This window comes from Cyanobium sp. T1G-Tous (assembly GCF_024345455.1).
Classification (GTDB): domain Bacteria; phylum Cyanobacteriota; class Cyanobacteriia; order PCC-6307; family Cyanobiaceae; genus Cyanobium_A.
In genome coordinates, this window is sequence record NZ_JAGQBD010000012.1 from 37,210 (window position 1) to 53,166 (window position 15,957).

General features: G+C 64.2%; 19 protein-coding genes. 12 read left to right on the top strand and 7 right to left on the bottom strand.

Annotated elements, in window-relative coordinates:
• Window positions 1–104: 104 nt before the first annotated feature.
• Together KBY75_RS08500 and KBY75_RS08505 are read left to right on the top strand one after the other, a co-directional pair.
• The gene (locus KBY75_RS08500; protein WP_255023594.1) at window positions 105–620 is read left to right on the top strand and encodes a reprolysin-like metallopeptidase; all 516 of its coding nucleotides are present in this window, start codon (window positions 105–107) and stop codon (window positions 618–620) included.
• Between the two features lie 24 nt (window positions 621–644).
• Complete coding sequence (locus KBY75_RS08505) at window positions 645–1,823, top strand: aminotransferase class I/II-fold pyridoxal phosphate-dependent enzyme (RefSeq protein ID WP_255023595.1); 1,179 nt, start codon at window positions 645–647, stop codon at window positions 1,821–1,823.
• Here KBY75_RS08505 and KBY75_RS08510 read toward each other — a convergent pair.
• From KBY75_RS08510 to KBY75_RS08520, 3 genes are read right to left on the bottom strand one after another with little or no spacing between them, the layout of a single operon-like run.
• Window positions 1,747–2,013, bottom strand: coding sequence for a Txe/YoeB family addiction module toxin (locus KBY75_RS08510; protein ID WP_255023596.1), 267 nt, complete (start codon window positions 2,011–2,013; stop codon window positions 1,747–1,749). The two genes, KBY75_RS08505 and KBY75_RS08510, sit on opposite strands and share 77 nt — an antisense overlap.
• Window positions 2,013–2,288: a type II toxin-antitoxin system Phd/YefM family antitoxin gene (locus KBY75_RS08515; RefSeq protein WP_254935495.1), complete on the bottom strand. Its 276-nt coding sequence runs from the start codon at window positions 2,286–2,288 to the stop codon at window positions 2,013–2,015. Before KBY75_RS08515 ends, KBY75_RS08510 begins: the two co-directional genes overlap by 1 nt.
• Before the next feature lie 26 nt (window positions 2,289–2,314).
• On the bottom strand, window positions 2,315–3,385 hold the full coding sequence (locus KBY75_RS08520) for a glycosyltransferase (protein ID WP_255023597.1): 1,071 nt from the start codon (window positions 3,383–3,385) through the stop codon (window positions 2,315–2,317).
• 96 nt (window positions 3,386–3,481) lie between these two features.
• Between KBY75_RS08520 and KBY75_RS08525 the strand changes: the two genes are divergently transcribed.
• A complete protein-coding gene (locus KBY75_RS08525) occupies window positions 3,482–4,231 on the top strand; it encodes a hypothetical protein (protein ID WP_255023598.1) in 750 nt (249 codons plus the stop codon).
• 26 nt (window positions 4,232–4,257) lie between these two features.
• Here KBY75_RS08525 and KBY75_RS08530 read toward each other — a convergent pair whose 3' ends face one another.
• Entirely contained in the window at window positions 4,258–4,524 is a 267-nt protein-coding gene (locus tag KBY75_RS08530) for an EF-hand domain-containing protein (RefSeq protein ID WP_255023599.1), read from the bottom strand.
• Between the two features lie 85 nt (window positions 4,525–4,609).
• Between KBY75_RS08530 and KBY75_RS08535 the strand changes: the two genes are divergently transcribed.
• From KBY75_RS08535 to KBY75_RS08550, 4 genes are all read left to right on the top strand, one after another.
• Complete coding sequence (locus KBY75_RS08535) at window positions 4,610–5,335, top strand: response regulator (RefSeq protein ID WP_254935631.1); 726 nt, start codon at window positions 4,610–4,612, stop codon at window positions 5,333–5,335.
• Window positions 5,313–6,599: a HAMP domain-containing sensor histidine kinase gene (locus KBY75_RS08540; protein WP_255023600.1), complete on the top strand. Its 1,287-nt coding sequence runs from the start codon at window positions 5,313–5,315 to the stop codon at window positions 6,597–6,599. Before KBY75_RS08535 ends, KBY75_RS08540 begins: the two co-directional genes overlap by 23 nt.
• 149 nt (window positions 6,600–6,748) lie before the next feature.
• The gene (locus KBY75_RS08545) at window positions 6,749–7,240 is read left to right on the top strand and encodes a hypothetical protein (protein WP_255023601.1); all 492 of its coding nucleotides are present in this window, start codon (window positions 6,749–6,751) and stop codon (window positions 7,238–7,240) included.
• Window positions 7,241–7,402: 162 nt separating this feature from the next.
• Window positions 7,403–7,789, top strand: a complete 387-nt coding sequence (locus KBY75_RS08550; RefSeq protein WP_255023602.1) for a hypothetical protein — start codon at window positions 7,403–7,405, stop codon at window positions 7,787–7,789.
• A gap of 71 nt (window positions 7,790–7,860) precedes the next feature.
• On the opposite strand, the gene KBY75_RS08555 is transcribed toward KBY75_RS08550, so the two are convergent.
• Entirely contained in the window at window positions 7,861–9,066 is a 1,206-nt protein-coding gene (locus tag KBY75_RS08555; protein ID WP_254935501.1) for a phosphoglycerate kinase, read from the bottom strand.
• Between the two features lie 158 nt (window positions 9,067–9,224).
• On the opposite strand from KBY75_RS08555, the gene KBY75_RS08560 reads away from it, so the two are divergent.
• From KBY75_RS08560 to KBY75_RS08570, 3 genes are read left to right on the top strand one after another with little or no spacing between them, the layout of a single operon-like run.
• A complete protein-coding gene (locus KBY75_RS08560) occupies window positions 9,225–9,599 on the top strand; it encodes a universal stress protein (RefSeq protein WP_255023603.1) in 375 nt (124 codons plus the stop codon).
• Entirely contained in the window at window positions 9,599–10,510 is a 912-nt protein-coding gene (gene ylqF, locus KBY75_RS08565; protein ID WP_254935503.1) for a ribosome biogenesis GTPase YlqF, read from the top strand. The genes KBY75_RS08560 and ylqF overlap by 1 nt, the downstream gene beginning before the upstream one ends.
• Window positions 10,507–11,451 (top strand): RluA family pseudouridine synthase, encoded by a 945-nt coding sequence (locus tag KBY75_RS08570; RefSeq protein WP_255023604.1) that lies wholly within the window; start codon window positions 10,507–10,509, stop codon window positions 11,449–11,451. Before ylqF ends, KBY75_RS08570 begins: the two co-directional genes overlap by 4 nt.
• A gap of 6 nt (window positions 11,452–11,457) precedes the next feature.
• On the opposite strand, the gene KBY75_RS08575 is transcribed toward KBY75_RS08570, so the two are convergent.
• Window positions 11,458–13,059 (bottom strand): ABC transporter ATP-binding protein, encoded by a 1,602-nt coding sequence (locus KBY75_RS08575; protein ID WP_255023605.1) that lies wholly within the window; start codon window positions 13,057–13,059, stop codon window positions 11,458–11,460.
• Between the two features lie 52 nt (window positions 13,060–13,111).
• Here KBY75_RS08575 and KBY75_RS08580 point away from each other — a divergent pair, with 52 nt between their 5' ends.
• Window positions 13,112–15,442 carry a bifunctional (p)ppGpp synthetase/guanosine-3',5'-bis(diphosphate) 3'-pyrophosphohydrolase gene (locus KBY75_RS08580; protein WP_255023606.1) on the top strand — a complete coding sequence of 777 codons (2,331 nt, stop codon included), beginning with the start codon at window positions 13,112–13,114 and terminating at the stop codon, window positions 15,440–15,442.
• On the opposite strand, the gene KBY75_RS08585 is transcribed toward KBY75_RS08580, so the two are convergent.
• Entirely contained in the window at window positions 15,439–15,588 is a 150-nt protein-coding gene (locus tag KBY75_RS08585) for a hypothetical protein (RefSeq protein ID WP_193486314.1), read from the bottom strand. The genes KBY75_RS08580 and KBY75_RS08585 overlap by 4 nt on opposite strands.
• A 139-nt stretch (window positions 15,589–15,727) precedes the next feature.
• Between KBY75_RS08585 and KBY75_RS08590 the strand changes: the two genes are divergently transcribed.
• Window positions 15,728–15,916, top strand: coding sequence for a hypothetical protein (locus KBY75_RS08590; protein ID WP_254935511.1), 189 nt, complete (start codon window positions 15,728–15,730; stop codon window positions 15,914–15,916).
• The last annotated feature ends 41 nt before the right edge of the window (window positions 15,917–15,957 follow it).

Genomic DNA, 15,957 nt, shown 5'->3' on the forward strand with positions numbered 1-15,957 from the left:
TGCTGAACCCCAGGTTTCGGGATGCTCCTTGGCCAGATGCCACCGGGTTTGAAGCCTTAGCATGAAACCCCAGAGTCGGACATGTTTAGGAGTCTGGTTGCCCCATGAGTATCGCCATATCAGCTATTACCAGCCAAAAATGGGCTGAAGATCTTAGGAAGTTTTCGGGTTATGATGGCGTTGTAAATTATTGGCTCGCCGATAGTGGCGAGAGGCAAAGCCTTGGAATGTCGGGCCGGGAAGTAAAATATATTCGCAAGGTTTTCGATCGCCTTGATCAAATCACGAGTTTGGATTTCGAGGAAAAAGATAGTCGCGCAAAATCAGATATCGATTTCTATTGTGTGGACAGCTTGAATGGCAATGCTATCGGTGTGGCGACCAGCAATAGGTCTTGGTATGACATTGAATGGGTAGATAGACTTGGCGGCGAGCTGGCTCGTATTGAGGCTTGGGTGATAGCTCATGAAATTGGCCATACACTTGGACTGGATCATCCGAACAGCAAGCCTTACGACCGTCGCTATGACACTATGGATACTATTATGTCTTATAATTATACTGGCTTTAGGGGATTTACTGATTCCGATACCGCAGCGCTGCAATCTCTATGGTCTTGATTTAATTATTTTTGAGTTGGTCTGATGTCTTTGGCGCCATTTGATCGCCATGGTGGCAATTTGGCCGCAGTCGCCGCGCGGCTCGGTTGCCGGCCCTCCCAGTTGCTTGATGCCAGCGCCTCTCTGGTTCCTTTCGGGCCGCCTTGGTTTGTGCGGTGGTCCTTGCTATGGGCCGGGCTGTCCGCGCCGCTACGGGCCTATCCGGACCGCGCCTATGCAGGTTTGTGCCGCGGCCTGGCCCGGCTGCATGGCCTGCAGCCCGATTGGCTGTTGCCTGGTAACGGCGCAGCTGAGCTGTTCACCTGGGCGGGCCGGGATGCGGCGGCGTCAGGGGTAAGTGTGTTGGCCCAGCCGGGCTTTGCCGACTATCCGCGGGCCCTGGCCTGCTGGGATGGGGCCTGGTTCCCCCAGCCGCTGCCGATGCAGGTGGATTGGTCTGCGGGAGTTGGTGCCGCTCAGGCCTACCCGGCCCCGCCGGCGGGCGAGGTGCTTTGGCTCACCAATCCCCAAAACCCCACTGGAGCACTCTGGACTCGCGCCTCCCTGGAGCCCCTGCTACAGCGCTTTGCCCTGGTGATCGCCGATGAGGCTTTCCTGCCGCTGGTGCCGGGTGGCGAGGCCCAGAGCCTGATCCCGCTGCTGCCTATGCACCCAAACCTGGTGGTGATCCGCAGCCTCACCAAGCTTTATGGCATAGCGGGCCTGCGCCTTGGCTATGCCCTTGGCCACCCCGAGCGCCTGGCCCAGTGGGCCTCCTGGCGCGATCCCTGGCCCGTGAATGGCCTGGCGGCCGCCGTAGGGGAGAGGCTGCTGGCTGATCCTGCGGCCTACCGGCGCTGGTGCGGCAGGGTGCAGCGCTGGACCGGCCGCGAGGGTGCCTGGCTGCAGCGTCAGCTGGCCCAGTTGCCTGGCATCACGCCCCTGCCTTCAGCCGCCAACTTCCTGTTGATCCGCGCTGAGCATTCGCTAGTGCCGTTGTGCCAAGCCCTGGAGCGGCGCCATCACATCCTCTTGCGCGATTGCCGCTCTTTCGAGGGGCTAGGGGAAAACTGGCTGCGGATTGGCTATCAGAGCCACCGCAACAATCGCCGCATCCTGCGGGCCTTGTGGCAGGAATTAGGGCGCTTTAGTAGTGATAGCGCCCTTGCAGAAATTCGACCCGGCTGCTCTGAACCAAATACACGCAGCGATGTTCCTGGGTGATCCGCCGAGACCAGACGCCCGGCCCCAAATATTTGAGCGGTTCAGGTTTGCCGATGCCCTCAAAAGGATCTTTCAAGATGGCTTGCATCAGCTCAATCAGCCGTTTAGCGGTGCGGGGCTCGTGGCGCACCCAATGCTGCAAGTCATCTAGAAACTCTGGGTGAATCACCGCCTGCCAGGAGGGGCCCATCAGCCTTGAAGGCTGCTGACAAGGTCCGTCAGGTTGATCGGGTCCAGGCTCTGCTCGCGGGCTCTGCTTAGGGCTGTGAGAAGACGCTCCGCATTCGCCGGTGAGCGCAGCAGATGGGCTGTTTCCAGTAGGCCGGCCAGTTCATCAGCAGCCACTAGGGCCACATCGCCGCCCTTGCGCCGCCGCACCATCACGACCTCTCGGTCTTGCACGGCACGGTCCATCAGGCCCTTCAAGCCTTCTCTGGCTTGGCTGTAAGTAGTTTCAATTGCCACTTCTTGTCCAGCTTTGTTGGACAACTTTAGGGTTTTCTCAGCATCGCCGCCACTCGCTGATCGGCATCGCGCACCGCCAGCTCGCCCATGGCTGTAGACATTTGCTTTAGGGGATCACAAGCAGCTGCTGCCCCCCGCAGGCGCGGGCCCAGCAGCCGCCAGAGGCTGCGCTCGAGGGCCGGCTCGCCGGGGCCGTGCTGCCACACGATCACGGCCGCCCCAAGTTCGGCGGCGGCGGCGGCGTTGACGTCCTGGTGGTGGTCGGCGGCGGCGGGGTAGGGCACCAGCACCGCCGGGGTGCCGCACACTGCCAGTTCACTTAGGGCGCCAGCGCCGCTGCGGCTGATCGCCAGGGCGGCGTGCTGCAGCAGGCCGGGGATCTCGTCGCTGAAGGGAAGCTCCACCACCCCTGCCGGCAGGGGCTGGCCTGCCTCGGGGTCGTTGCTGCCGGTGAGGTGCACCACCCGCACGCCTGCAGCCGTGAGTTTGGCAAGCAGGGGGCGCACCATCTGGTTGAGACCCACGGCTCCCTGGCTGCCGCCCATCACCAGCAGCAGGGGCCCGGAGCCTTTGGGAGCCCAGTCGGGCAGGGGGGCGGGCTCCAGAAAGGCTTGCCGCACCGGCGTTCCCGTCAGCACGGGGCGGCAGCGGGGCAGGCGGGCAGCGGCCTGGGGCAGGCCCACCGCCACCTGGCTGCAGAGGCGGCCCAGCAGGCGGGTCACCTTGCCGGGCACAGCGTTGCTCTCATGCAGCACCACCGGCACGCCGGCCCAGCGGGCCGCCAGGATTGCAGGCGCCGCGATGTAGCCGCCGCTGGTAAAGACCGCTGCGATGCGTTCGCGCCGGATCAACCGTCTCACCGATCGAACCGCCTGCAGCAGTTGCAGCAGGTTGAGCAGCTTGCGCAGGCCCCGGCCTTGCAGCCCCCCGGCCCGCACCGTGTGCAGTGGATAGCGGCTCGGCACCAGCTGACGTTCCAGTCGGTCTGGCACCCCCAGCCACGACACGCTCCAATCGGACGGCATGGCATCGGCCACTGCTAGGGCAGGGAATAGGTGGCCACCGGTGCCGCTGGCAGCAATTAGGAGCCTGGGCATGGGTGCTGGGGCTGGAGCGCGCCTAACTTAAAAGCGGTTTCCGCCCTTGCGATGCCGTCTGCTCTGATGTCGCCTCTCCAGCCCCCGAGTTCAGGCTTGGTCGTACGAAAGGTATGGACTTTCGCGGTGGCGAGCCTGGCGGCTCTGCTGGCCAGCGCGCCTTCTTTAGCTGCCGCTGCAGTGCCCACCTCAGCTCAGTTGCAGGCCCTGGAGGCAGCCCTTAACGGCAGCGGTGAGCTGTCGGCCGTGCTGGAGAGCGGTCCTGGCCTCGATGTGACCCTGGTGGAGTTGCGCCGACGCAGCCTGAAGCAGCAGTTTCCCGATGCCCGCTGGCAGCTCACCACAGGCAAGCCCCTGCGTGATGGCCGCAGCACCGTGCAGCTGCAGCTCTCCGGCAGCCGTCAGGAGGGCCCCACTCGCTACCGGCTCGAAGCCCAGCAGCAGCTGGTTCTCGGCAGCAGCGGTGGTCGCATCAATGCCCAGACCGTGATTCGCGAGCAAAGCTTGCTGCGTAGCGGTGAGGCCGAACTTCCCGTGAGCCTGTTGATTCCGGATGCGGTGCTCACGGGCCAGCGCTACGACGTGGATGTGCTTTTCGATGAACCTTTGGAGGGTGCCGTGGCTGCCGGTGGTCTGGTGGCGCTCACAGGCCAGCAGGTGAATGCTCTTGAGAGTCCCGAGTTGCAGCTGGGCGCCCTGGGCGGTGGCGGTCTGTTCAAGTCGGTTCAGGCACCCTTCACTCCCAGCGCCCAAACTTGGGCGATCCTGCTGGTGCACCCCAAAGGCATTGTTAGTGCCACTAAGCGGGTGCTGGTGGTGGCTGATAAGGCCCAGCTCAATCCTTGATACTCAATCCTTGACCAGTACAAGCCTCAGCGCAGGTCCTCTGGGGTCAAATAGCCCTTATTAGCGCGATCGAGGCGGCTGAAGTGTCGCTGGAGGTAGGCATTGGAGCGCACCTCATCACGCTCCAAGCGCCCATCGCCGTTGCTATCTAGCTGCCGAAACAGTTTGCCTAGCCGCTGTTGGTATTGCTGCAGTTCATCGGCTGCTTGGGCTGGTTGCTGGGCGATACCGCTCAGGGTGATCAGCAGCGCGCCCGCAAGGGCACCCATCAAGGCGGCAGGGGAAATCCTCATCAACCCAAGTTATGCAGCCCGGCCAAGAGAACTGTTGCCAGTTTCGGGCCAAGCTGTGACCAGATCTTTCCAGCACGCCACCTTCATGGCCCAAGGGCAAAGCATCTGGGTTGTGGATGACGACCCCGAACTAAGGCGGATGGTGGGTACCTACCTGATGGACCAGGGATACGACGTGCGTTGCCTGGCCGATGGGGCTCAGTTGATGGCGCGGCTAGCGGGCCAGCGACCTGATCTGGTGGTGCTCGATTTGATGCTGCCTGGCGACGATGGCCTCACCCTGTTGCGGCGCCTGCGCGACGGCGGCGATGACCTGCCGGTGGTGATGCTCACTGCCAAGGGCGATGCCGTGGATCGGATCATCGGCCTGGAGCAGGGTGCTGACGACTATCTGGCCAAGCCGTTTCTGCCGCGGGAGCTCACGGCCCGTATCGAGGCCGTGCTGCGCCGCCGCGTCGCCCTGCCGGCCGGAACTCCCCTGGCTGAAGCAGAGATGCTGACGATTGGCGAGCAGGTGCTCGATCAGGCGGCCCGCACCCTGGAGCACGGTGGCAAGGTCACCTTGCTTACCTCCGGCGAATTCGCCCTACTTGCCGCCTTTGTGCAGCATCCGCATCGACCCCTATCGCGCGAGCGCCTGGTGGAACTGGCACGGGGGCCCGATTCAGTGACAGATAGCCGCAGCATGGATGTGCAGGTGTCGCGGCTACGCAAGTTGGTGGAGCCGGATCCCGCTCGTCCCCGCTATCTGCAGACGGTGTGGGGCTATGGCTATGTATTTGTGCCCGATGGTCAACCTCGCAGCCGTTAGGTATGGGCTGGTGGGGCTGGGGGTTGCCCTGCTCAGCACTCTGCAGTTGCAATTGCTGCTTGCGGAACGCTTACAACGCGATCGGATTACCCAGCAGGGACCAGAGGTTTTGTTTCAGCTGCGCCTGGCGGAGCTGGCGCTTGATCGCTTGCCGCCAGCCAGGTTGGCGCGCCTTAGCGGCCTACCACTGCGCGTTGGAGCTAAACCGCCCAGGCGATCTGATCGGGCCCTGGAAGTTCAGTCCCAACTGCTGCGCCAAGAGCTCTGCGCCAGCCTGAATCCGTGCCCTTCCGTGCTGCCGGCGTTGGCCCCCCAAAGGGGGGTGTGGGTTCAGTTGCTGTCACCCCTTGATCCGGTGTGGTTATTGGTGCCTATTCCCCCGGTGCGTCCTTGGCCTCCGGATCCCTGGTTGCTGCTGGTGGGCCTGGGGTTAGGGGGCAGTGTGGCTCTGCTGTTGTTCTTTCTGTTGGAAGTTCAGCGGCCGTTGCTGTTGCTACAGCAGGTTCTTGGCGGCGTAGGCCGCCGCGGTTGGCCTGACGTTCAGCAGGAGCAGGGCACGCTCGTTGTGAGACAACTCACCGCTCGTTTCAATGCCATGGTGCAGCGATTGCAGGCCGTCGAAGAAGAGAGGGCCGTGATGTTGGCTGGCATCGCCCACGACCTCAAGAGTCCACTTACCAGGTTGCGTTTTCGGATCAGCCTGTTGGACCTGGCCCAAGCTGATCTGCAGCAAGCAGTCGTTGACCTCGACTCCTTGGAGCGGATCACTGGCCAGTTCTTGTTATTTGCTGGCGGTGGCGACCAGGAAGTCGCTCTAGCTGTGCCCTTGGAGCAGCTATTGGCCGAGCAGGCGGCTGGCCTAGCGGCTTCTGAGCTCGAATTAGATTTAGAGCCGCTGGTGAGGGTGGTGCAGCCTGTTGCCCTTGCCCGTGCTGTGGCCAATTTGATCGCCAACGCTCGTAGCTATGGAGCTCCACCTCTGCGCTTGCAACTGCGAGTTGCAGAGCCGGCAGGGGAAGGGTTTCGGATTGTGATTTGGGATTGCGGCCCCGGCATCCCCCCAGAGCGCTGGGATCAGGCGTTAATGCCATTTCAGCGTCTCGATGCCGCCCGGGGAGGCGGCGGTCACTGTGGCCTGGGCCTGGCGATCGCCGCCCGGGTTGCCCGCTCCCATGGCGGCCACCTGGAGCGGTTGGAAGCTGATGGTGATTCAGCTTGGCGGTTTGGAATTGCTCTCCATGGGCGCTCTCAAGAGGAGTCTTAAATCCAGTTCACGACTGGATTTAAGTAGTTCAGTCGGATTTGGTCACAGTTTTGTGGTGGTTCGGTTGCATTTCAGGGCAGCGGGCGCCGCACAGTGAAGGGGAACCAGCTCAGTAGCTGGGATTCATGACTGCCAATCGGAGCTTTCCCATGCGTGCATCACTTCTTCCACTGGCTTTGGCTGCTTTAGCCCTGCCGGTGCCAGCCCTTGCCTCTCCCAATACCTTTCAGCGTTACACATATGAGTCCTACGGGCCCCCTCCCCGTGCTTATACGCGCCAGCCTGTCTATGCACGCCAGCCCGTATATGTGCCTCAGCATGCTTACGCAGCCCAGCCTTTCTATGCCCAGCAGCCTCTCTATGCCCAGCAGCCTGTCTATGCTCCCCAGCCTGTTTATGCCCCGCGGCCCCGCTACGCCCCATCTCAGTTAGGTGTTTACGGCGGTTATCCAGTAGCTGCTTACCCAAGCAGCCCGGTGGTGCCTAGCAGGAGCTGTTCCATCGCCGCGCCAATTGTTGGAGCTGCCCTGGGAGGCACGATGGGTGGTGCTTTGGCCAACGGTTATCGCAACAGGCTCTGGGCGGTGCCAATGGGAGCCGCAGTTGGCGGGATCCTGGGGGGCACGGTGTCGGGCTGCTGATCAGGCTGGTTGGCAGTGAAGACAGGATTTGAAATGCCTGGAATGTATTTATTTCGAGGAGCCGAAAACTCTCCATGATTGATGTGTGAGCCATTCTTTTGCTTAGCAAATGCCATGACCCCAAGACGTTTGACAACTTCCTTTGCGCCCTGCCTTCCTGGGTTGGCGGCTGCCCTCCTGCTCCTCTGCAGTGGCCCCCTATTTGCCCAAAGCCAGTCGGGCAGCCCGCCTGGGCAGCGCCCAAATCCTGAGCGGCGCGAGGCTTTGCAGCGCCAGCAGGCTGAGGCAATGAGCCGCCTTAGCGCCACCCGGAGACAGCAATATTTTGCTGACCGCCGCCAGCTTGAAAAGCGCATTTCCAGCCAGCGTTTAAGCCAGCTCAGCAAGGCAGAGGGCTGCTTTGTTAAGGCACGGGACTTGGCTGCTGTCCAAAGCTGTCAGCGCAGCCAGCATCAAGAGGTCAGGCAGCAGCGGCGCCAACAAATGGCTGAATTGGCGGAGCTGCAACGCCGCTATGGCCTGCCTGGCTCAATCAACAAAGCAGATTGAGCAGGCATCAAAAAAGGGGGCCGAAGCCCCCTTGTTCAGTTCAGATCAGCTCTGGATCAGGGCCATCCAGATCAGGCTTCATCTAGTGCTGACACGCCCGGCAGCACCTTGCCTTCCAGCAGCTCCAGGCTGGCGCCACCTCCGGTGGAGATGTGGGACATCTTCTCGGCTACGCCCACCTTTTCCACGGCTGCTACCGAGTCGCCACCGCCGATGATCGTGCAGCAGCCCTTGCCACTCAGGTCGGCCAGGGTGTGGGCGATGCCGTTGGTGCCCGCGGCAAACTTGTCGAACTCGAACACGCCCATGGGGCCGTTCCAGATCACGGTTTTGCAGTCGGCTAGGGCCTCCTGGAAGGCTTTGAGCGAGTCGGGGCCGATGTCCAGGCCCATCCAGCCATCGGGGATGGCATCGATCGACACGGTCTGGCTGTTGGCGTCGGGGGCGAAGTTGTCGGCCAGCACCACATCGGTGGGCAGCAGTAGCTGCACGCCCTTGGCGGCCGCCTTGGCCTCGAGCTCTTTGGCTAGCTCAAGCTTGTCCTCTTCCACCAGGCTCTTGCCCACCGCTAGGCCACGGGCTTTGTAGAAGGTGAAAATCATGCCGCCGCCGATCAGCACCTTGTCGCACTTGTCGATCAGGGCCTCGAGCACGCCGATTTTGGAGCTCACCTTGGAGCCGCCCACGATCGCCGCCAGGGGACGCTTGGGTTCGTCAATGGCGCCCTGCAGGTACTGGAGCTCCTTCTCCATCAGGTAGCCGGCCACGCTGGGGCTGAGCGCCTTGGTGACGCCTTCGGTGGAGGCATGGGCCCGGTGGGCGGCGCCAAAGGCGTCGTTCACATAAACATCGGCAAGGGCGGCCAGCTGGGCAGCGAAACCGGCGTCGTTCTTCTCTTCTTCAGCGAAGAAGCGCACGTTTTCGAGCAGCACCACATCGCCTGCGGCCATGGCAGCCACCTTGGCTTCGGCGTCGGGGCCGATGCAGCTGTCGGTTTTCACCACAGGCTTGCCGAGCAGCTCAGCCAGGCGGGCAGCCACGGGAGTGAGGCGCATGGCTTCGTTCACCTGGCCCTTGGGACGGCCGAAGTGGGCCGCCAGGATCACCTTGGCGCCCTTGCTGCTCAGGTCATTGATGGTGGGCAGGGCGGCCCGGATGCGGGTGTCGTCGGTGATGGCACCGGCGTCATCTAGCGGTACGTTGAAGTCGACCCGCACCAGCACGCGTTTGCCGCTGAGCTCATCGGCCGAAAGGCTGGCCAGGGATCGCTTCGCCATGGGTTATGGAATAACTGAATTGCCGGGGGAGATTAGCCCCCGCGGGCTCCGGCTTGCCCAGGCTTCGGATTCCCCCCTGCCATCCGCCCTGGCCGGACGACGGTGGGACCCCCAGACTGAAGCCACGGGCCCGCAACTGCCCAGCCGCATTTCGCCCCATGTTTGACACCGTTCTCTTTCCCATCGACCAGAGCCGCCAGGCGATGGAAACGTCTGCGGTGGCCTTGAAACTGGCCCAGCAGCACGCCAGCAAGCTGGTGTTGCTGTCGGTAGTGGAGCCCGAGCAAGACGACCCAGCGGCGGTTGCTGCCCTGCTGCAGCAGGCCCGTGCCCGCTTTGAAGAGGCCGGCGTCAGCTGCCAGGTGATCGAGCGGGAGGGCAAGCCCGCCTTTGTGATTGGCGATGTGGCAGATGAGATCAACGCCGACGTGATCGTGATGGGCACCCGCGGCATTGCGATCGAGAGTGATCAGCAGAGCACCGCCGCCCGGGTGATCCAGCTGGCTCCCTGTCCGGTGCTGGTGGTGCCCTGATGCCCCAGACGCTTCCGCTCAGCGTCAACGCTCCCGCTATTCAGTGGTACCCAGGCCACATCGCCAAGGCGGAGAAAGCTCTCAGCGCCAACCTGGCCAAGGTGGACCTAGTGATCGAGGTGCGCGATGCCCGCATACCGATGGCCACCTCCCACCCGCGGCTGCAGCGCTGGATCGGCAACAAGCAACACCTGCTGGTGCTCAACCGGGTCGACATGATCCCGCCGCCGGTGCGCCAGGCCTGGACCGCCTGGTTTCGAGCCCAGGAGCAGACCTGCTGGTGGTGTGATGCCAAGGCCGGCACCGGCGTGAAGCAGCTGCAGCAGGCGGCGATCCGGGCCGGCGTAGCCCTCAATGTTCGCCGGGCTGGGCGGGGCATGAAGCCACGGCCGGTGCGGGCGCTGATGCTGGGCTTTCCCAATGTGGGTAAATCGGCCCTGATCAACCGGCTGGTGCGTCAGAAAGTCGTAGACAGCGCCCGCCGGGCCGGTGTGACCCGCAGCCTCCGCTGGGTGCGGCTGGGCCAGGACCTCGACCTGCTCGACGCCCCCGGCGTGCTGCCTCCCCGCCTCGACGACCAGCAGGCAGCCCTGCGCCTGGCTCTCTGCGACGACATTGGCCAGGCGGCCTACGACAACGAGGCCGCCGCCCGGGCCTTCTTGCAGCTGCTCACCCTGCTTGAAGCCGAGCCAGCTGCTGGCGTGCCGGCTGGGCTGGTGGGCCAGCGCTACGGCATCCCCCTGGGTGTGCTGCCCGGCGGCGGTCCGGATGTCGAGGGCTGGCTGGTGACAGCTGCGGAGCGCCACACCAGCGGTGACAGCCTGCGCATGGCCACAAAACTCCTTGATGATTTTCGCTGCGCTCGCTTGGGTGCCATTGCGCTTGAGTTGCCGGCTCTGACGCCGCCATGAGCGAATTCGGCGAGGGCGAAGGCGAGCTGTTGACGCTCTCCTATCCCAAGCCGCTGCCGATGCGGTTGGATCGCTGGCTGGTGGCGCAGCGGCCGGAGCAGAGCCGCGCCCGGATCCAGAAGTTCATCGAGGCGGGTTATGTGCGGGTGAACGGCGTCACGGGGCGGGCCAAGACTCCCCTGCGCCAAGGCGACAGCGTGGCGCTGTGGATGCCGCCGCCCGAGCCCCTTCCCTACCTGCTGCCCCAGGCGATGCCCCTGGATGTGCTGTTTGAAGACGCCCACCTGATCGTGCTCAACAAGCCCGCCGGGCTCACGGTGCACCCGGCACCCGGCAACAAGGACGGCACCTTGGTGAACGGCCTGTTGCACCACTGCCCAGATCTGCCCGGTATCGGCGGCGAGCTGCGGCCCGGCATCGTGCACCGGCTCGATAAGGACACCACGGGCTGCATCGTCGTGGCCAAGAGCCAGGAGGCCCTGGTGAAGCTGCAGGTGCAGATCCAGAAGCGCATCGCTTCTCGCCAGTACCTGGCGGTGGTGCACGGCCAGCCAGCTGGCGACTCCGGCACGATCGTCGGGGCGATTGGCCGCCATCCCGTCGACCGCAAGAAATATGCGGTGGTCCACGACGACTCGGGGCGTCATGCCTGCACCCATTGGCGCCTGGTGGAGCGCCTGGGGGATTACAGCTTGCTGCGCTTCAAGCTCGACACGGGCCGCACCCACCAGATCCGGGTGCACTGCGCCCACATCGGTCACCCGATCGTGGGCGACCCCACCTACTCCCGTTGCCGCAAGCTGCCGCTTGAGCTGCCTGGCCAGGCCTTGCATGCCGTGCAACTGGGGCTTGATCACCCGATCACCAAGCAGCGCCTGGTGTGCGAAGCGCCGCTGCCAGAGGTGTTCGAGCGTTTGCTGGCGGTGCTCAGGCGGCGCTAGGCAGGCTCATGCAGCTGTGGGCAGTCGCGGGCAGGCTTCCACCAGGATTCGGGTGATGGCGGTCTGGGGATCGCTCAGCAGCCGGGAGCCGGGGCCCTCCTCCACGATCTTTCCCCCCTCCAGCACCAGCACCCGGTGGCAGAAGCCACTGGCCACCGATAGGTCGTGGGTGACAAACAGCATCCCCAACCCCAGGCGCTCCTGCAGCTCCCGCAGCAGGGCCAGCACATCTGCCTGCACCTCGGCATCCAGCATGCTGACGCTCTCATCGCAGAGCAGCACCTGGGGTTCCAGGATTAGGGCCCGGGCAATCGCTACCCGTTGCTGCTGACCGCCAGAGAGAGTGCGGGGCAGGCGGTTTTCAAAGCTTTCCGGGGGGGTGAGCCCCACCGCTGTCAGCAGTTCGCGGGCGCGTTGACGGGCCTGGGAGCGGTTGGCTAGGCCGTGGATCAGTAGGGGATCAGCAATCGCCTCACCCACCACCATCTGGGGGTTGAGGCAAGCAAGTGGGTCTTGAAACACCATCTGAATGCCGCGCCGGGCCTGGCGCAGGGCTCGGCCCCGCAGGCTGAGCAGGTTTGTGCCCTGCAGCCGCACCGTGCCGCCCCGCACCGGCGCCAGCCCCATCAGGGCGCGGCAGAGGGTGCTTTTGCCGCAGCCGGAGGCTCCCACTAAGCCGATGGTTTCGCCCTGCTGCAGGCGCAGGCTGACGCCATCCACCGCCTTGAGCCAGCGGGCTTGCCAGGGCAGGGATGGCAGTGGATGCCAGCTGCGCAGCTGCTCGATTTCCAGCAGCAGCGGCGCTGGCGGTGGCGGCAAACTTTCAGCGCCCTCCCGCTCCCGCGCCTTGGCCACCAGCCGTTGGGCCAGGGCGGAGGCGGGGGCCAGCAGCAACTGCCGGGCTGGTGCCTGTTCCACTAGGCGTCCCTGATCCAGCACGGCGATCTGGTCGCACCAGCGGCCCGCCATGGCCAGGTCGTGGCTGATCAGCAGTAGGGCGCTGCCCGCTTCGCGGCAGAGGTTGCTGAGCTCCGCCATCACCTGGCCGGCTACGGCCACATCCAGGCTGGTAGTGGGTTCGTCGGCGATCACCAGCGGCGGCTCCAGGGCCATCGCCAGGGCGATCGCTAAGCGCTGGCGCATGCCGCCACTGAATTCATGGGGATAGCTGCCGTAGCGCTCCGGGCCGATGCCCACCCGGATCAGAAGGGTTTCCGCCCGTTGCCGCACCTGGCGCCTCTGCCAGCGGGGCCGGTGGGCCGCCAGAGTATCGGCTAGGTGATCGCCGATCGTCAGTAGCGGGTTGAGGCGGGTCATCGGGTCCTGGAACACCAGCCCCACCGCTTCACCGCGCAGTTGGCGCAGGGCCGGCCGGGCCATTTGGCTGGGGTTCTGACCCGCCAACAGCAGGGAGCCACTGCACTGGCTGCCCGGGGGTAGAAGTTGCAGCACGGCCCGGGCCACGGTGCTTTTGCCGCAGCCGGAAGGACCCACCAGGGCCAGCCGATCGCCGGACGCCAGGTTCAGGTTCAGGCCGTCGAGGGTGGGGCGCTCCGCTGCGGGGTAGCGCACCACCAGGTTCTCAATTGCGAGTACGGGGCTGGTCATGGCCACCAGCTTGCCCCCACTTGCCTACGATGAGGGGAACCCGCAGGCTGAAATGCTCAGGGCGGCCCCGAATCTGGATGCAACAGCCGTAGCTACTCGAGTGGCGGCAGCTCCAGCTCTGGTGCGCAAGCCCATTCGCACTCCTGCCGACTACGGCGTGCCCCTGCCGGAGTGGTTGCAGCGCTGCATCGAGCATGTGCCGCCGGGACAGGGGGTGAGCTGCCCCACCGATGCCGAGGCCCTGCTGGTCTCCGCCTTCGACTTCGCTTACCAGCTGCACGAGGGCCAGTTTCGGGCCAGTGGCGAGCCCTACATCATTCATCCGGTCGCCGTTGCCGACCTACTGCGCGATATCGGTGCCAGCGCCGGCGTCATCGCTGCGGGCTTCCTGCACGACGTGGTGGAGGACACCGAGGTCACCGCTGAGGAGATCGAACAGCACTTCGGCGCCGAGGTGCGGGCGCTGGTGGAGGGGGTTACCAAGCTCGGCGGCATTCACTTCACCAACCACACCGAAGCCCAGGCCGAAAACCTGCGCCGCATGTTTCTGGCCATGGCCAGCGACATCCGGGTGGTGCTGGTGAAGCTGGCCGATCGGCTGCACAACATGCGCACCATCGCGGCGCTCAAACCTGAAAAGCAGTTGCGCATCGCCCGGGAAACCCGGGAGATCTATGCCCCCCTGGCCAATCGCCTCGGCATTGGCCGGCTGAAGTGGGAGCTGGAAGATCTGGCCTTCAAGATCCTCGAGCCCGAGGCCTACCGGGACGTGCAGCAGCAGGTGGCCACCAAGCGCAGCGAGCGCGAGGAGCGCCTGGCGGTCACGGTGCAATTGCTGCGCGATCGGCTTGCCGCCGTGGGCTTGGCTAATTGCGAAGTGAGCGGCCGGCCCAAGCACCTCTATGGCATCTGGAGCAAGATGCAGCGCCAGCAGAAGGCGTTCCACGAGATCTACGACGTGGCGGCTCTGCGGATTCTTTGCCCCAACTTCGAGAGTTGTTATCGGGCTCTAGCGGTGGTGCACGACACCTTCCGGCCGATCCCGGGGCGCTTCAAGGATTACATCGGCTTGCCTAAGCCCAATGGCTACCAATCCCTGCATACGGCGGTGATCGGCCGGCACCGGCCGATCGAAGTGCAGATTCGCACCACCGACATGCACCAGGTGGCCGAATACGGCATTGCTGCCCACTGGAAATACAAGGAGGGCGGTTCGCCTGCCGCCTCTGGAGCCGATGCTGAGCGGTTCAACTGGCTGCGGCAGCTGGTTGATTGGCAGAAGGATGACGGCGGCACCGACAGCAACGATTTCTTGCGCTCGATCAAGGAAGATCTGTTTGACGAGGAGGTGTTTGTATTCACTCCCAATGGCGATGTGGTGGGTTTGCGTAAGGGGTCTACGGCCGTAGATTTCGCCTATCGCATCCACTCGGAAATCGGTAATCACTGCCAGGGCGTGCGCATTAATGATCGGCTATGCCCGCTCGCCACGCCTCTGCGCAATGGTGACTTTGTGCAGGTGGTTACCGCCAAAACGGCCCACCCAAGCCTCGACTGGCTCAATTTCGTGGCTACCCCCACGGCTCGTAATCGCATTCGCCACTGGTATAAAACCAGCCACCGCGAAGACAACCTCCAGCGCGGCACGGAGATGCTCGAGCGCGAGCTAGGCCGCGATGGCTTCGATGCCCTGCTTAATGGTGAGGCGATGGCCAAGGTGGCCCGCCGCTGCAATCTCACCGGCACCGAAGACCTGTTGGCCTCCCTCGGCTTTGGTGGGGTCACCCTGCATCAGGTGCTCAACAGGCTGCGGGAGGAAATGCGCCTGGCCAGCGAAGCCTCCGCCCCCGTGCTCAGCAATGAGCAGGTGGCGGCCAAGGTGGCGGCCCACGCTGCCCAGGTGGAGCCCCAGGCGCCCGTGGGTGGTGGTGGCACCAGCTCAATCCTCGGCCTTGAGGGCCTCGATTACAGACTCGGGGGCTGCTGCAGTCCCCTGCCCGGCGAGCAGATTCTTGGCGCGGTGGCTCTCGGTAACCACGGCATCACCATCCACCGCCAGGACTGCTCCAACGTGGCCCAGGTGCCGGCCGAAAGGCGGCTGCCGGTGCGCTGGAACTCTGCCTCCGAGTCGCGCCCGCGCCGCTACCCGGTGCAACTGCGCATCGAGGTGCTTGATCGCGTTGGGGTGCTCAAGGACATCCTCACCCGCCTTTCAGATCACCGCATCAACGTCAGCGATGCCCGGGTGCGCACCAATCCCGGCAAGCCGGCCCGCATCGATCTGAGGGTGGAGCTTGAGAGTGCCAGCCAGCTAGCCAGCACCATCAATCAGATCCGCTCCATGGCCGATGTGCTCGACATCGCCCGCACAGGCATCGGCTAGGGCAGGGTGAAGCCGGAGGTGTTGAGGTGTTTGAGGTCGAGCATCACCAGCGTCAGCCACACCAGCAGGGCCAAGCCGCCGACGGCGCCGAAGCCAAGCAGGAGGGTCGACAGTGCTGAGCGCGCAGATCCCTTGCCGTTCGTCACGAGTGCCCCTGAATTGGAGTTGATTCTCTCACTGTTGGGGTGTTTGCCTTGATGGGAGGGGCTGGCGCGGTCGTGACGTCCGCTACAGCGTGTCTTTGAAGGCCCAGTTACAACCTGCCCATCCAGCGCAGGCGATGCCATGACCTCCGAGCAGGCGGCCCAACTGATAGACGACACCCTGGACCTGGTGCACCAGCGGCTCCAGGACCTGCAGGCCCAGGCCCTGCCCCGCGAGCAGCACGCTTTGGCCGAGGAATTCCGCGAATGGCGCCATCCCGTCGGCGGCCATATCGACTTGATGGTGTTTCCCGGCCCGGCCAATTCCTGAGCAGGGCGTTCGATCTTCGGGCGCTTTGGCGTTGAAATGGG

Bases quoted from the DNA above. Each gene is read 5' to 3' on its own strand.
- KBY75_RS08520 (WP_255023597.1), bottom strand. From the start codon at position 3,385: ATGCCCAGGCTCCTAATTGCTGCCAGCGGCACCGGTGGCCACCTATTC.
- KBY75_RS08505 (WP_255023595.1), top strand. From the start codon at position 645: ATGTCTTTGGCGCCATTTGATCGCCATGGTGGCAATTTGGCCGCAGTC.
- KBY75_RS08510 (WP_255023596.1), bottom strand. From the start codon at position 2,013: ATGGGCCCCTCCTGGCAGGCGGTGATTCACCCAGAGTTTCTAGATGAC.
- KBY75_RS08575 (WP_255023605.1), bottom strand. From the start codon at position 13,059: ATGACCAGCCCCGTACTCGCAATTGAGAACCTGGTGGTGCGCTACCCC.
- KBY75_RS08590 (WP_254935511.1), top strand. From the start codon at position 15,728: ATGACCTCCGAGCAGGCGGCCCAACTGATAGACGACACCCTGGACCTG.
- KBY75_RS08580 (WP_255023606.1), top strand. From the start codon at position 13,112: ATGCTCAGGGCGGCCCCGAATCTGGATGCAACAGCCGTAGCTACTCGA.
- KBY75_RS08535 (WP_254935631.1), top strand. From the start codon at position 4,610: ATGGCCCAAGGGCAAAGCATCTGGGTTGTGGATGACGACCCCGAACTA.
- KBY75_RS08555 (WP_254935501.1), bottom strand. From the start codon at position 9,066: ATGGCGAAGCGATCCCTGGCCAGCCTTTCGGCCGATGAGCTCAGCGGC.
- KBY75_RS08540 (WP_255023600.1), top strand. From the start codon at position 5,313: ATGGTCAACCTCGCAGCCGTTAGGTATGGGCTGGTGGGGCTGGGGGTT.
- KBY75_RS08545 (WP_255023601.1), top strand. From the start codon at position 6,749: ATGCGTGCATCACTTCTTCCACTGGCTTTGGCTGCTTTAGCCCTGCCG.
- KBY75_RS08530 (WP_255023599.1), bottom strand. From the start codon at position 4,524: ATGAGGATTTCCCCTGCCGCCTTGATGGGTGCCCTTGCGGGCGCGCTG.
- KBY75_RS08500 (WP_255023594.1), top strand. From the start codon at position 105: ATGAGTATCGCCATATCAGCTATTACCAGCCAAAAATGGGCTGAAGAT.
- KBY75_RS08560 (WP_255023603.1), top strand. From the start codon at position 9,225: ATGTTTGACACCGTTCTCTTTCCCATCGACCAGAGCCGCCAGGCGATG.
- ylqF (WP_254935503.1), top strand. From the start codon at position 9,599: ATGCCCCAGACGCTTCCGCTCAGCGTCAACGCTCCCGCTATTCAGTGG.
- KBY75_RS08570 (WP_255023604.1), top strand. From the start codon at position 10,507: ATGAGCGAATTCGGCGAGGGCGAAGGCGAGCTGTTGACGCTCTCCTAT.